12 protein-coding genes and 3 tRNA genes are annotated in these 13,787 nt (G+C 73.1%); 9 read left to right on the top strand and 6 right to left on the bottom strand.

What is annotated here, in order from left to right; translation table 11 throughout:
- The first annotated feature begins 240 nt into the window (after positions 1 to 240).
- The 8 genes from ACH4TL_RS17175 (at position 241) to ACH4TL_RS17140 (ending at position 4,920) form a co-directional block, all read left to right on the top strand.
- Entirely contained in the window at positions 241 to 558 is a 318-nt protein-coding gene (locus ACH4TL_RS17175) for an Lsr2 family protein (RefSeq protein WP_398314741.1), read from the top strand.
- A gap of 115 nt (positions 559 to 673) precedes the next feature.
- Positions 674 to 745: transfer RNA gene (locus tag ACH4TL_RS17170), tRNA-Gly, on the top strand.
- Between the two features lie 78 nt (positions 746 to 823).
- A tRNA-Gly gene (locus tag ACH4TL_RS17165) sits at positions 824 to 899 on the top strand.
- A gap of 138 nt (positions 900 to 1,037) precedes the next feature.
- Positions 1,038 to 2,039, top strand: coding sequence for an ABC transporter ATP-binding protein (locus ACH4TL_RS17160; protein WP_398314739.1), 1,002 nt, complete (start codon positions 1,038 to 1,040; stop codon positions 2,037 to 2,039).
- Positions 2,036 to 2,839 (top strand): ABC transporter permease, encoded by an 804-nt coding sequence (locus ACH4TL_RS17155; protein WP_398314738.1) that lies wholly within the window; start codon positions 2,036 to 2,038, stop codon positions 2,837 to 2,839. Before ACH4TL_RS17160 ends, ACH4TL_RS17155 begins: the two co-directional genes overlap by 4 nt.
- A 37-nt stretch (positions 2,840 to 2,876) precedes the next feature.
- Positions 2,877 to 4,136 (top strand): sensor histidine kinase, encoded by a 1,260-nt coding sequence (locus ACH4TL_RS17150; protein ID WP_398314736.1) that lies wholly within the window; start codon positions 2,877 to 2,879, stop codon positions 4,134 to 4,136.
- On the top strand, positions 4,133 to 4,753 hold the full coding sequence (locus tag ACH4TL_RS17145) for a response regulator (RefSeq protein ID WP_398314734.1): 621 nt from the start codon (positions 4,133 to 4,135) through the stop codon (positions 4,751 to 4,753). The genes ACH4TL_RS17150 and ACH4TL_RS17145 overlap by 4 nt, the downstream gene beginning before the upstream one ends.
- Positions 4,754 to 4,847: 94 nt before the next feature.
- Positions 4,848 to 4,920 (top strand) — tRNA-Gly (locus tag ACH4TL_RS17140).
- Between the two features lie 53 nt (positions 4,921 to 4,973).
- Here the strand turns inward: ACH4TL_RS17140 and ACH4TL_RS17135 are convergent.
- The 4 genes from ACH4TL_RS17135 to purD all read right to left on the bottom strand — a co-directional run bounded on the left by ACH4TL_RS17135 (position 4,974) and on the right by purD (position 11,171).
- Complete coding sequence (locus ACH4TL_RS17135) at positions 4,974 to 5,891, bottom strand: phosphoribosylaminoimidazolesuccinocarboxamide synthase (RefSeq protein ID WP_398314732.1); 918 nt, start codon at positions 5,889 to 5,891, stop codon at positions 4,974 to 4,976.
- A 237-nt stretch (positions 5,892 to 6,128) separates the two neighbouring features.
- Positions 6,129 to 7,586 carry a N,N-dimethylformamidase beta subunit family domain-containing protein gene (locus ACH4TL_RS17130; protein WP_398314730.1) on the bottom strand — a complete coding sequence of 486 codons (1,458 nt, stop codon included), beginning with the start codon at positions 7,584 to 7,586 and terminating at the stop codon, positions 6,129 to 6,131.
- A gap of 260 nt (positions 7,587 to 7,846) precedes the next feature.
- Positions 7,847 to 9,682 (bottom strand): hypothetical protein, encoded by a 1,836-nt coding sequence (locus tag ACH4TL_RS17125; RefSeq protein ID WP_398314728.1) that lies wholly within the window; start codon positions 9,680 to 9,682, stop codon positions 7,847 to 7,849.
- Between the two features lie 226 nt (positions 9,683 to 9,908).
- On the bottom strand, positions 9,909 to 11,171 hold the full coding sequence (gene purD / locus ACH4TL_RS17120) for a phosphoribosylamine--glycine ligase (protein WP_398314943.1): 1,263 nt from the start codon (positions 11,169 to 11,171) through the stop codon (positions 9,909 to 9,911).
- Positions 11,172 to 11,415: 244 nt separating this feature from the next.
- Here purD and ACH4TL_RS17115 point away from each other — a divergent pair, with 244 nt between their 5' ends.
- Positions 11,416 to 12,165 carry an SLATT domain-containing protein gene (locus tag ACH4TL_RS17115; RefSeq protein WP_398314726.1) on the top strand — a complete coding sequence of 250 codons (750 nt, stop codon included), beginning with the start codon at positions 11,416 to 11,418 and terminating at the stop codon, positions 12,163 to 12,165.
- A gap of 40 nt (positions 12,166 to 12,205) precedes the next feature.
- Here the strand turns inward: ACH4TL_RS17115 and ACH4TL_RS17110 are convergent, their stop codons facing one another.
- Together ACH4TL_RS17110 and ACH4TL_RS17105 are read right to left on the bottom strand one after the other, a co-directional pair.
- Positions 12,206 to 12,856 (bottom strand): hypothetical protein, encoded by a 651-nt coding sequence (locus ACH4TL_RS17110; RefSeq protein ID WP_398314724.1) that lies wholly within the window; start codon positions 12,854 to 12,856, stop codon positions 12,206 to 12,208.
- Positions 12,857 to 12,998: 142 nt separating this feature from the next.
- Positions 12,999 to 13,685, bottom strand: coding sequence for a GntR family transcriptional regulator (locus ACH4TL_RS17105; RefSeq protein WP_398314723.1), 687 nt, complete (start codon positions 13,683 to 13,685; stop codon positions 12,999 to 13,001).
- Positions 13,686 to 13,787 lie beyond the last annotated feature (102 nt).

The raw sequence follows: 13,787 nt of genomic DNA, 5'->3' as shown, positions 1-13,787 counted from the left end.
CCGAGCCAAAATCTACGCGAGTAGATATCACAGTCAGGACAACCGCCGAGACAACTACCAGGGAAAGATCCAGCAAAAACGCATCGTCGGGATTGTGGTGTGACACGCTGACGGAATTACCGGGGCTTCACAATGCAATGCCGGTCGCTGTACAAATGAAAAAGCATTGTTCGCTAACAACTGGACAGCTGACATCTTTGCACGTCAACGCAACGATGCAGCCCGAAAGGACCGATATCCGTGGCACAGCGAGTAGTAGTCACGCTCTCCGACGACCTCGACGGAGGGGAAGCCGAGGAGACGGTCACGTTCGGTCTGGACGGCAAGTCGTACGAGATCGACCTCACCGCCGCCAATGCATCGAAACTTCGCGACACCCTCGCCCCCTTCGTGGAGGCGGGCCGCAAGCGGGCCCGCTCAGGCAAGACCTACCGCCGCACCTCCGTGGCGCCCGACCCGGCCGCGGTCCGCGCCTGGGCGCGGTCGCACGGCATGGAGGTGCCGCCGCGCGGGCGCATCCCCAAGAAGGTCTACGAGGCCTTCAACGAGTCCCGCTGAACCGCTCGTTCAGGCGACGTTCAGCCGAGTTGCACAACACCCCGGGTGGTCCGCTAGAGTCTGGAGCACGCCGAGGGGCGAGGCCGGAAGGCCAAAACCCCGAGGAACACACCATGCGGGTGTAGCTCAGTAGTAGAGCGCCCCCTTTCCAAGGGGGAGGCGCAGTGTGCGATCCCTGTCACCCGCTCTCATCACTTCTCGTTCACCTTCGGGAGATCGGGTAGAGTGATGCACGCGCCGATCGGTGAAAGCCGGTCGGAGGCATGCGGACGTGGCTCAGTTGGTAGAGCATCACCTTGCCAAGGTGAGGGTCGCGAGTTCGAATCTCGTCGTCCGCTCCATACGGACCTGAGGCGCCAGTCGAATCGACTGGCGCCTCAGGTCTTTCTGTTGTCCGGCTCGGTGCCGATGACATTTGTCATCGGGGCTGATGACAGCGCGCACTACAAGGCTCCCCCGGGCGGCGAAAGCCTGGAGTCATGGATGCGAAAGAGAGCGCGATCGCGGTCGACGAGCTGCGGCGGAGGTACGGCCCCAGCGGGGCGCGGGGGTTCGACGCGGTACGGGGCATCTCGTTCTCGGTGGCGCGCGGGGAGCTGTTCGCGCTGCTGGGCACGAACGGCGCGGGCAAGACCTCCACCGTCGAACTGCTGGAAGGACTCGCCGCCCCGACCGGCGGCACGGTGCGGATCCTCGGCCACGACCCGTACCGGGAGCGGGCCAAGGTGCGGCCGCGGATCGGGATGATGCTCCAGGAAGGCGGCCTCCCGCCCGAGCTGACGGTCGCCGAGACCGCGCGGATGTGGGCGGGCTGCACCAGCGGCGCCCGGCCCGTGCGGGAGGGCCTGGAGCTGGTGGATCTGGCCGGGCGGGCGGACGTACGGGTCAAGATGCTGTCCGGCGGCGAGAAGCGCCGGCTGGATCTGGCGCTGGCCCTGCTCGGCCGCCCCGAGGTGCTGTTCCTCGACGAACCGACCACCGGTCTGGACGCGGAGAGCAGGCGCAACACCTGGGAGCTGGTGCGCAGCCTGCGCGACCAGGGCACCACGGTGCTGCTGACCACCCACTACCTGGAGGAGGCCGAGGCGCTGGCCGACCGGCTCGCGATCATGCACGCGGGACGGATCGCCAGTTCGGGACGGGTCGCGGACATCGTGGCCGCCCGGCCCTCGCACCTCTCCTTCACCCTCCCCCACGGCACCTCGACCGACGATCTGCCCCCGCCCGCCGCGCTGGGCGCGATCGAGCGGGACTCGGTGGGCCAGGCCGTACGGCTGCGCACCCGCGACCTCCAGCTCACCGCCACCGAGGTGCTGCTGTGGGCGCGGGAGCGGCGGATCCCGCTGAGCGGGCTCGACGCCCGGTCGGCCTCGCTGGAGGAGGCATTCCTGCACATCGCGAGCACCATCGGCACGGAAACCACCGGCCCGGCGGCCATCGGCACGGCGACCGCCGGCATGGCACAGGGGGAGGCACAGTGAGCGCCACGACCGCCACGGCAGGGACCACCAGGGCGCGGACCGCCGCACGCGGGCGGGTGTTCGCGCTGGCCCGCGCCGAACTGACGCTGCTGGCCCGCAACAAGGCCGCGCTGACGTACGCGCTGGTGCTGCCCGGCATGCTCACGTACAGCATGAAAACGGCCGTCGAGGGCGTCGACCTGAAGGGCACCGGGCTGGACCTGGGCACGCTGCTGCTGCCCGGCTCCCTCGGCATGGCCCTGGTGCTGGCCGTCTACATGAACCTCGTCGGCGTCTATGTGATCCGCCGCGAGGAACTGGTCCTCAAGCGGCTGCGGGCCGGGGAGCTGACCGATGCGGAGATCCTGTCCGGGTCCGCGCTCCCGGCTGTTCTGCTCGCGCTCGCGCAATGCGTGCTGATGGTGGGCGGGTTGAGCGTGGTGCTCGACGTGGCCGCGCCGAAGGCGCCGTATCTGGCCGTCGTCGGGCTCGCGGTCGGCATCGTGCAGATGGTGATGCTGGCCGCCGCGACAGCCGCGTTCACCAAGAGCGCGGAGTCCGCGCAGCTGACACCGGTGCCGATGATGCTGATCTCGATGGCCGCCTGCGGTCTCTTCGTGCCGCTGGATGTGATGCCGGACCAGGTGGCGTCGGTGTGCCGGCTGTTGCCGCTGACCCCGGTGGTCGATCTCGTACGGGCCGGGTGGACCGGCGACATGAGCGCGGCCGACGCCCTGGGCGCCCTCGCCACGGCGCTGGCCTGGACGGTGCTGGCAGGGTGGGCCGTGCGGAAGCGGTTCCCCTGGGAACCGCGGCGCTGACCGGGCGGGGCTGGGCGAGCGAGAGGGTACGGGGACCGTGATACGGCGATGGCGCGGGGCGGCGCGGCTGACGCGGGTGGAGCTGTTCACCCGGTGGACGCTGTACGTGCTGCCGTGGTTCGTGGCGCTCGGGGTGGTCGGCCAGCTGGTCGAGGGGCTGCGGGACGCGGCACCCGCGCTGGTGTGGGCGCTGCTCGGGCTGTCCGCCGCTCAGAACGTGTTCGCCGTCCCGCTGTTGCGGCGGGGGCTCGACCACTATCTGCGCGGCCGCCCGGTGGGCCGTCGGCTGCCCGCGCTCTCGGCCGCGCTGGCGGCGGCGGGGCTGGCCGTGGGGCTCGTGCTCCAGACGGCCGACGGACCGCACAAGCCGGAGACGGCCATCACGGCCGCCGTGCTCAGCACGGGGCCGCTCGCCATGGTGTCCGCGCTGCTGCTGCCGGTCCGTACCTTCTTCGCCCTGCACATGGGGATCGCGGCGGTGCTGGCCGTGGCGGAGACGGCGGTCCGCCCGGGGGCCGCTGCCCCGGTGGGGGTGTTCTTCACGGTCGTCGTCACCTCTGCGCTGTGCCTGTTCTCGGTCCGCTGCTCGGGGTGGATCCTCCAGGTGATGTACGAAGTGGACGCCAACCGGGAGGTGCAGGCGCGGCTGGCGGTCGCGGAGGAACGGCTGCGCTTCGGCCGGGATCTGCACGATGTGATGGGACGGAACCTGGCGGTGATCGCCCTCAAGAGCGAGCTGGCGGTGCAGCTGGCGCGGCGGGAGCGGCCCGAGGCCGTGACGCAGATGGTCGAGGTGCAGCGGATCGCGCACGAGACCCAGATGGAGGTCCGGGGCGTGGTGCGCGGCTACCGGGAAGCGGACCTCCAGGTGGAGCTGGCCGGGGCCCGCTCGGTGCTGCGCGCGGCCCGCGTCGACTGCACCGTCGACGGCCCGCCCGAGGACGGCGACGGGGCGCCGCTGCCCGAGGCGGTGCGCTCCGCGCTGGGGTGGGTGGTCCGGGAGGGGACGACGAACGTGCTGCGGCACGCGGACGCCGGGCGGTGCGCGGTCCGGGTGCGGGTGCGGGCGGGGACGGCGGTGCTGGAGATGGAGAACGACGGGGTGCCCACGGGGACTCGGACCGGAACGGGGGCCGGTACCGGGGCGGGGGCCGGGACCGGACTCGGCGAGGGCAGCGGGCTCAGGGGGCTGCGGGAGCGGCTCGCGGCGCTCGGCGGCACGCTGGAGTCCGGTCCCGGCGATGCCGCCGGGACGTACCGGCTGCGGGCCGAACTCCCGCTGGAGGGCGGGGCATGAACGACACCGGGGTGATCCGGGTGCTGCTCGCCGACGACGAGCACCTGATCCGCGGCGCGCTCGCCGCGCTGCTGTCCCTGGAGGACGACCTGCTGGTGGTAGCGGAGGCCGCCTCAGGCCCTGAGGCGCTGGCGATGGCGCGGGCGCACCGGCCCGATGTGGCGGTGCTGGACCTCCAGATGCCGGGCACGGACGGGGTCGGGGTCGCGGCGGCGCTGCGGTCCGAGCTGCCGGACTGCCGCACCATGATCGTGACCAGCCACGGCAAGCCGGGGCACCTCAAGCGGGCGCTGGAGGCGGGGGCACGGGGGTTCGTCCCCAAGACCGCCTCGGCGCAGCGGCTCGCCGAGATCATCCGGGCGGTGCACGGCGGCAGCCGGTACGTGGATCCCGACCTGGCCGCCGACGCGATCAGCGCGGGCGACTCCCCGCTCACCGCGCGCGAGACGGAACTGCTGGACCTGGCGGCGGACGGAGCCTCCATCGCGGAGATCGCCCGGCGGGCGGCGCTGTCCCCGGGGACGGTGCGGAACTATCTCTCCGCGGCGGCGGCGAAGCTGCACGCCGAGAACCGGCACGCGGCGGTGCGCAGGGCGCGCGAGCGGGGGTGGCTGTAGGGGCGGATCGTGGGGGTTTGTTCCCGGCGGTGGTGGCGACGGCCGGAGGTTTGGTTATAGTAGAGGCGCGCCGAACGGGAAACCGGCGGTGCAGGCGGACGTAGCTCAGTTGGTAGAGCGCAACCTTGCCAAGGTTGAGGTCGCGAGTTCGAGCCTCGTCGTCCGCTCAGGATCAAGGCCCCGGTCGATGCGACCGGGGCCTTCGTCGTGCCCCTGGGGGCTACCAGCTGATGCCGGTCAGCCGCTCGTACGCCTCCACGTACTTCGCCCGCGTCCGCTCCACGACCTCCGCGGGGAGCGGCGGCGGGGGCTGCTCGCCGTGGCGGTCCCAGCCGGAGGCCGGGGAGGTCAGCCAGTCGCGGACGTACTGCTTGTCGAAGGACGGCTGGGCGCGGCCCGGCTGCCAGGTGTCGGCGGGCCAGAAGCGGGAGGAGTCGGGGGTCAGCACCTCGTCGGCGAGGACCAGCTCGGCGCCCTCCACGTCCGCGGTCGCCTCCGCGTAGCCGAACTCGAACTTGGTGTCGGCGAGGATGATGCCCCGCTCCCGGGCGATGTCCCGGGCCCGCGCGTACACCGCGAGGGTGGTCTGGCGCAGCTGGGCGGCGGGTTCGGCACCGATCCGGTGGGCGACCTCCTCGTAGCTCACGTTCTCGTCGTGCTCGCCGACCTCGGCCTTGGTGGCCGGGGTGAAGATCGGGGTGGGCAGCTCGGAGCCGTCGGTCAGCCCCTCGGGCAGGGCGAGACCGCAGACCGTGCGGTCGCGCTCGTACTCGGCGAGGCCCGAGCCGGTGAGATAGCCGCGGGCCACCGCCTCGACCGGGATCATCCGCAGCGAACGGCACACCAGGGTGCGGCCCTGCCAGTCGGCGGGGGCGCCGGGCGGCAGCTCGGTGGACAGCACATGGTGCGGGACCAGGTCGGAGAGCAGGTCGAACCACCACAGCGAGAGCTGGGTGAGGACCCGGCCCTTGTCGGGGATCTCGGTGGGCAGCACCCAGTCGTACGCGGACATCCGGTCGCTGGCGACCATGACCAGCTCGCCCCGCTCGGTCCGGTAGAGGTCACGCACCTTGCCGGTGTGCAGGTGCTCAAGGCCCGGAACCTCCACCGGTTCGGGCTTTTCGACGAATCCGGACACGCTTCCTCCTGGTGGTTCTGTCCAAGCCACCACGATTCTGCCTCACGCCCGCTTGCAGATGCGGCCCAGGAGGTTCGCCGTGGCCCGCTGCACCCGCTCGTCCCGGTGCCCCGGCCGGTCCAGCGCCGGAGACCAGGCGAATGTCCCGGAGGCGAACACGAACCGCCTGCGGCGCGCGTCCGGGCCACAACCGGCTCGGTCTCGCCCGAGCCGGACCACCACCTCACCCCCGCTTGCTCACGCCCGCTTGCAGATGCGGTCCAAGAGGTTCGCCGTGGCCCGCTGCACCCGCTCGTCCCGGTGCCCCGGCCGGTCCAGCGCCGGAGACCAGGCGAACGTCCCGGAGGCGAACACCAGGGCGCCGCTCGGGGCGCGGTAGAGGGAGGTGTTCTGGTGGCGGGTGGCGCCCTCGCCGTCCTCGTACGGGGAGTGGGCCAGCAGGATGCGGCGCAGGTGCTCGGGCAGCGGGGTGCGCGGGAAGTAGCGGTCGGCCTCGCCCGCGACCAGGCCGGGCAGCTCGTCGCCCTCGGCCGCCCCGGTGGCCTCCCACAGCCAGTGGCCGCCGTTGCGCACGATCAGCGGACGCGGTTCGGGCACCCGGCCCGCGTACTGGATGCCGATCAGCTGCTGTTCGGGCGCCGACTCGCGCCACAGCGCGGCGCGGCCGGGGCCGCGCCGCTTGCGGCAGGTCAGCAGGCGGTCGGGGCCGGAGGGCGAGGGGGCGAGATCGACCTGCCAGTACATGGTGTTGGCGGAGAGGAAGACCAGCGAGGTGCCGCTGTCCCGGGCCCGCTCGACGGTGCGCCGCATGGGGGCCGACCAGTACTCGTCGTGGCCGGGGAAGACCAGGCCCCGGTAGCGGGTGGGGTCGACACCGCCCGCGTGGAGATCGCGGGTCTCGGCGTAGGCCAGGTCGTAGCCGTAGCGCTCGGCCCAGCGGATGACGTCGTACGCGTGGCCCACGTGGAGCGGCAGCCCCGCGCCCGCGTACGGCCGGTCGAAGGAGACCGTGACGGCCGCCTCGGACTCGCCGAGCAGCCTGCCCTGGTCGTCCCAGGCGTGGTAGAGGCTGGCGCCGGTGTGGCCGTCCTCCGGGTAGAGGTTGTACGCCTGCCAGGTGAAGTCGGGCAGGACCAGGAGCAGATCGGCGGGGCGGGTGTCGCGGACCGTGAACGGGATGTGGCTGCGGTAGCCGTCCACGGTGGTGAGCACCGCCACGTACGCGCCGACCTTCCAGTACGAGGGGATCTGGAGCCGCCAGGACAGCCACCAGTGGTGGCAGGAGACGGTGCGGTCGGCGGTGAGCGGCGGCGGCTGCACGATGCCGGACAGCCGCGGGCTGGTGGTGATCTTCGCCGCGCCGTCGCCGCCGTAGTGGCCGATGCGGTAGATGTCCACGCCGAACTGCTGCGGCGGGTCGACCGTGATGCGGAAGTCGATGGCCTCGCCGGGGGCGGCGGCGGAGGTCGAGGCGAAGCCCTTGATCTGGCGGCGCACATCGTCGGCGGTGCGCGGTCCGGGAATCCTGACCATGGTCCCGGGGGCGTGGTCCACGTACCACGGGACCACATGGCCCGTGTCGTCGAAGTAGTTCTCGCTGGTGCGCAGCCAGGGCAGCGGGCCCTGGCCGAAAGGATCCGTCACCGCGTGGGCCAACGCCCCGGACTCCCAGCGCCGGATCTGGTCCGTCCCCATCCTCGTTCCCCTCCCTGCGTGCCCCGGCGGCGTCCCGTCGCCTCGCTGCCGTGCGCTCCCGTCCCGCTGGTCCGGGCCTTGTGGGTCCGGGTCCGCGGGTCCGGTCGGTGTGGACCGGGCTGGTGGCCACGGTCCGCTGGGCCGGGTGGCAGCGACCGGTCCCAGCACATCACATTACGCACCCACTCCGTCACCGATCGTCGCGAATTCTTCAACCGAAAACTATTCGCAACCCCTGATTCCGCGCCGGGGCGGACGAATCAGACGAGCCGCACCGGCTTCTCGGGGCGCACGCCGACCTCGGCGAGCCAGCTGCGCAGCGGGGCCGCGTCGCCGTCCTCCACCAGGGTGAGCACCGGATGGGACAGATCGGCGCGGCGGCGGCCCGCCACCATCAGCGCCGGACCGTCGAGCCAGTCCAGCCCGGGGGCCGCGCCCGCGGTGTCCACGGCGGCGCAGCAGACCATCGCCGTCACATGGTCGGCCAGCAGCTCACGGCCGGTACGGGGCGGCTGGAGCGGGAGCAGCGGCGCGAAACCGTCGATCCAGGGGTCGCCGCCCGCGCCCTCCGCCGTACGGGCCTGGCGGGCCTGGGCGGTGGCCCGGTGGGCGGCGGCCTCCTCGCGGGCCAGCTCCACGGTGAGCCGGGCCGCCAGGTCCTCGCCGAGGCCGTCGTCGCCGGTGGCCGCGGTGTCGGGGGTGGTGGCGGTGAGCCGGTCCATGACCCGGGCCAGGGTCGGCGGGACGGGGGTGCTCGCGGGGGTCGGCGGCGGTCCCGAGGGGTCGGTGCGCTCGTCGAGGACGCGGTGGAGGCGGGCCGCCTCCTGGCGCCACTTGCGGTCCACGACCTCCTCCGGATACTGCCCCCAGTCGACCGGGGACCAGTCCGGGCCCGGCTCCGGGGGGCCGCCGTGGAAGAGCCGCGCGGCCAGCAGCGACGTGGCCTCGTCGATCAGCCCCGGCTCCTCCAGCAGATCGCACGCGGGCCGCTCGCTGAGCCGGGAGGCGAACCCCTCGGCGAGCCGGTCCCGGCGGGACAGCTCGGTGAGCGCCGACACCACGCCCGCGTCCAGCCGGGACGGCCAGCGGCCCATCCGCCAGGCGGGCAGCGCGACCCGGGTCAGCAGCCGGTCCCAGCCCGCGTAGGCGAGGCCCACCTGCTCCTGGGCGACGATCCGCAGCCCGTAGTCGACGGCCTGGGCGCGCTCGGAGGCGGCCGCGGCGACCGCGCGCTCCATCTGGGCGGCGTGGTCCCGGCAGCCGCGCAGCAGCAGCCGGGAGGTCCAGCCGAGGAAGCCGAGCGCGGGGCGGCGGACGGCCCGGCCGAGTGGGGTGCCGGTGCCGCTGGCGAGGTCGTCGTCGCGGGAGGCGGCGACGGCCACGGCGGCGTCGAGCCCGCGCACGAAGCGGCGGGCGGCGGCTATGTCCGGGTGGACGGAGGGGCCGGTGCCCGCGACCACGGGCGCGAGCAGCGCGCGCAGCTCGGCGACCCGCATCCACCACAGGAACGGCGAGCCGATCACCAGGACCGGGGCCCTGGGGGCGCGGCGCTCCTTCCGGCTGGTGCCCGGGGGCCCCACGGTGTGCACCGCGGGGGGCTCCTCGGGCGGATGCCGGTCCTCACCGCCACCGCTGCCGCCGCCGCTCTTGCCGCCGCTACCGCCGCCGGACGCCGGATGCGGGCGGTCCTCCAGCCAGCTGTCGCAGTCCGGGGTGAGCGCTATGGCGGACGGCGCGGGCACCTCCAGCCGCTCCGCCAGATCGCGGACCAGCCGGTACAGGTCGGGGGCCGTCTCCTCGGGGATGGGCACCGTGGGGGTCAGGGCCGGTTTCGCCCGGACGACCACCGCGGCCACCCCCGCCGCCAGCAGCAGGACCAGCAGGGCACCGCCGACCACCGCCCAGCGCAGCGCGGTCCAGCCCTCGTCGTGCGAACCGCCGCCGATACGCCCGGTGGCGCTGCCCGCGAGCAGCACGACCGCCACCGCGGCCGGGAGGAGGGCGACCGCGAGCGCGGCGCCCCGGATGCGCAGTACGGCGAGGGCACGGGCGCGTGCCGCCAGTGCACCTGCTTCCGGACCTGCCACGGTTCTCATCACCCCCTACTGTCCGGCCGGTGGTTGAACAGCGGACGACGGCGGCGTCTTGTCTATCCCCCCACTGTGGCACCGGCCGCCCGCTCCGCAATGCCGATGGGCCAGTTGCCGCACCTCGCCTGAGCGGCACAGTAGTTGGAGGCCGGGCGTGCGTCAGCAGGATGCGGAAGCCCTCACCCGATGGAATGGCCTTGGGAAGAACCGGGAACTCCGCGGCCGCGCGGCCTCAGGACGCGTCGGAGGCCGCCTTCGCCGCGATGTCGGTCCGGTGGTGGGAGCCGTCGAGCCCGATCCGGTCGACCGCCCGGTACACCCGCTCCCGGGCCTTGGCCAGGTCGGAGCCGGACGCGGTGACGGAGAGCACCCGGCCGCCCGCGCTCACCACATCGCCGGACGCGCCGTCCCGCTTGGTGCCCGCGTGCAGCACGTACGCCTTGGGCGCGTCCTCCGCGGCGACCTCGTCGAGCCCGGTGATCGGGTCGCCGGTGCGCGGGGTGCCGGGGTAGTTGTGCGAGGCGATCACGACGGTCACCGCGGCGCCGTCGCTCCAGCGCAGCGGCGGCTCGGCCGCCAGCGCGCCGGTCGCCGCGGCCTTCAGCAGACCGGACAGCGGGGTCTTCAGCCGGGCCAGCACGACCTGGGTCTCGGGGTCGCCGAAGCGCGCGTTGAACTCGATCACCCGCACCCCGCGCGAGGTGATCGCGAGCCCCGCGTACAGCAGCCCGGAGAAGGGGGTGCCGCGGCGGCGCAGCTCGTCCACGGTGGGCTGGCAGACCGTGGCCACGATCTCGTCCACCAGGGCGGGGTCCGCCCAGGGCAGCGGGGAGTAGGCACCCATGCCGCCGGTGTTCGGGCCCTCGTCGCCGTCGTACGCCCGCTTGAAGTCCTGGGCGGGCTGGAGCGGCACCACGGTCTGGCCGTCGGTCACCGCGAACAGCGACACCTCGGGGCCGTCCAGGAACTCCTCGATCACCACGCGGCCGCAGGCCAGCGCGTGCTCACGGGCCGCCGCCAGGTCGCTGGTGACCACGACGCCCTTGCCCGCGGCGAGCCCGTCGTCCTTGACCACGTACGGCGGGCCGAAGGCGTCCAGGGCCTCGTCGACCTCGGCGGGGGTGGTGCAGACGTAGGCGCGGGCGGTGGGCACGTTGGCCGAGGCCATGACGTCCTTCGCGAACGCCTTCGACCCCTCCAGCTGTGCCGCCTCTGCGGACGGCCCGAAGGCCGGGATGCCGCGGGCGCGCACGGCGTCGGCGACGCCCGCGACAAGCGGCGCCTCCGGGCCGACGACCACCAGGTCCGCCTCCAGCGCGGCGGCCAGCTCGGCGACGGCGGTGCCGTCGAGGACGTCGACGGCGTGCAGCTCGGCGACCTCCGCGATACCGGCGTTGCCGGGCGCGCAGTGCAGTGCGGTGACGTCGGGATCGAGGGAGAGGGAGCGGCACAGGGCGTGTTCGCGGGCGCCGCCGCCGATGACGAGGACCTTCACGGTAGGCACCCTACGGCCTCCCCGGTCCGCGCGGCCCGGCCGGGTCAGGACGCGGGCAGCGCGTGCCCCGGGACGGGCGGGCACTCTTTCGGGTGAGCGGGGATGGGTCCCTATATCCGATGTCCACCACTTATGGGCGGAATACCCGTGATCGTGGCCGCGTGGCCAGCCGTTCGGCGGTAGGAATGGTCGTTGCGCGTCAGCCGCACGCCAGGAGCAACACCGCCGCAGAGGGAGTGCACGGGTGAGTCAGCCGGAGATGCAGCCCGAGGAACTCCCTCGGCAGGAGGGGGCGAGGACGCAGGAGGACCTGCTCGGCCGGCCTTTCCCGCACGGCGACTGGGGGGAGCCCGCCGAGCGCCTGGCCGAGCTGTACCGGTGGGTCGAGGAGGGCGCGCTGCGGGTGGGCGCCTGGTATCTCGCCGACCGGACGGTCAAGCGCCGCGCCGCCCGGGCGCTGCGCGCGGGGGCCGCGGCAGGGGCGGTGGCGGGGGCCCTGCTGCCGCTGCTGGAGCTGAACGGGGTGCTGGGCGGTGGGGCCGGATGGGGTGCGCTGGCGCTCTTGCTGGCCGTCGCGTGCGTGGCCTGCGACCGGTATTTCGGGCTGACGTCCGGCTGGATGCGGGACGTGGCGACGGCGCAGGCGGTGCAGCGGCGGCTGGAGTCGCTCCAGTTCGACTGGGCCTCGGAGAGCGTCCGGGAGGTGCTGGGCCCGGCCGAGGGCACCGCGTCCGAGGCCGTGGAGCGGTGTCTCGCGGTGCTGCGGCGGTTCTGCGAGGACGTGTCGGAGCTGGTGCGGACGGAGACCGCGGGCTGGATGGTGGACTTCGGCTCCGGGGCGGCGCCGATGTTCACCCACGCGCTGTTCACCCAGTCGCTGGTGGCCCAGGGCTCCCGTCCGGACAGCGGGAGCCCCGCGCACCGCTTTCCGCTGCCGCCGACCAGCACCCGGCCCAACATGCCGCGGCAGCGTCCTCCCGAGCCGCCCCGCTGACGGCCCGTACGGGCCCGCCAGCCGAAGCGGATCGGCTGGATCAGCTGAAGAGGATCATCGAGCCCTGACTCAGGCTGCGGGTCGCGGCCGCGTGCAGCCCCAGCCAGACATGGCGCTCACGGGCGAACGGACTGTTCTCGTACGGCCCCGGCGCGGCCGGTTCCTCCAGGCTGGTCGGCCGGGTGGGGGGCGCGGGGGCGGCCGGGGGGTTGGCCGGGTCGATGCCGAGCGCCGGGGCGACCGCCTCCAGTTCGCGCAGCAGCCCATGGCTGGAGCCCAGGGGGCCGCCGCCCTCCATGAGTTCGTCGTTGGCCAGCGGGCCCGGGAAGTCGACCGGGACGTACGCGCCCGCGTGGTCGTAGTGCCACACCAGGTGCGACTGCTTGGCCGTGGGCTCGAACATCTCCAGCAACTGCTCGTAGTCCCCGCCGAGTTCGTCGACCGGGGCGACCTCGAGGCCGCACAGCTGGAGCAGATAGGCGCGGCGCAGGAAGTGGAGTGCGTCGTAGTCGAAGCCGGCCACCGGGGCGACGTCCCCGGACAGGCCCGGCATGTAGCCGAGGACGGGCACCGGCGGCAGACCGGCCTCTCCGAGTGCCTTGTCGTAGGTTGCGATCTCGTCGGCGAAGGGATTGTCGGGGCTGTGGCACAGCACATCGACGAGGGGGACCAGCCAGAGGTCACAGGCCACGCGATCTCACTCTCGTATCCGTATGGTCGCTGGTCGGTTCAGCGTAGTGCCCCGGGTACGCGGCGCGAAGAGCGCTGACGGCAGCCATCATCCTCGGGGAGCGCCCTCGGGAGCCCGTTCGGGAGCGCGCTCAGGGGTCCCGTCAGGGGGAGTCGGTCACCAACCGCTCGATCAGCGCACGGAAGTGCGCGTTGTACGCCGCTATCAGCCGCTCGGAGGTCTTGGGATCACGGCGGGTGACGGCCGCAGTCAGCTCGCAGTGGCCCGCCCACAGCTCGCCGCGCAGATCGGTGACCCGGCGCAGATAAGGCACGGTGAAGACCCAGGTCTGCATGCGCAGCCGCTGGAGGAAGTCGGTGATGTAGGGGTTGCCGACCAGCCCGCATATCTCGCGCCAGAAGCGCAGGTCGTAGCCGATGAAGATGTCGAGGTCACCGCCGCGCGCGGCCCGCTCGGCGGCCTCCGCCCGGCGCCGCACCGAGGCGAGGGACTGCGGGTTCATGGTGGACAGCGTCTGCTCGACGGCGTGCCGGAACAGCCCCTCGACGACCATGTTGCGGGCGTCGACCATGTGCCGGAAGTCCTTGATGGTGAACTCGTGGACCTTGAAGCCACGGTGCTCCTCCACGTCCAGCAGCCCCTGGGAGCACAGGTCGAGCAGGGCCTCGCGGACCGGGGTCGCTGAGACGCCGTAGTGGTCGGCCATCTCCTTGACGGTGAACTGCCGCCCCGCCGGCAGTCTGCCCGCGAGCACCTCGTCACACAGCGCGTCGGCTATCTGCTGCCGGAGGGTGTTCCGCTTGACCGGGCTGGTGCCGGGCACGGGCATCGAGGACCGTCTCCTTCCGCGGCCGTCGTGTCATGTCATCCGGAAGCGGACGGCCCTCGCATCACGATATGCGAGGGCCGTTGCGCAAAGTACGCAGAGTCA

The organism is Streptomyces sp. NPDC021115, from assembly GCF_044333065.1.
Taxonomy (GTDB): Bacteria; Actinomycetota; Actinomycetes; order Streptomycetales; family Streptomycetaceae; genus Streptomyces.
The sequence above is the reverse complement of the archived record's forward strand: the minus strand, read 5'-3'. Positions and strand labels throughout refer to the sequence as shown.

Coding starts and splice junctions, on each gene's coding strand:
- ACH4TL_RS17125 (WP_398314728.1), bottom strand. CDS start 9,682: ATGAGAACCGTGGCAGGTCCGGAAGCAGGTGCACTGGCGGCACGCGCC.
- ACH4TL_RS17130 (WP_398314730.1), bottom strand. CDS start 7,586: ATGGGGACGGACCAGATCCGGCGCTGGGAGTCCGGGGCGTTGGCCCAC.
- ACH4TL_RS17145 (WP_398314734.1), top strand. CDS start 4,133: ATGAACGACACCGGGGTGATCCGGGTGCTGCTCGCCGACGACGAGCAC.
- ACH4TL_RS17105 (WP_398314723.1), bottom strand. CDS start 13,685: ATGCCCGTGCCCGGCACCAGCCCGGTCAAGCGGAACACCCTCCGGCAG.
- ACH4TL_RS17160 (WP_398314739.1), top strand. CDS start 1,038: ATGGATGCGAAAGAGAGCGCGATCGCGGTCGACGAGCTGCGGCGGAGG.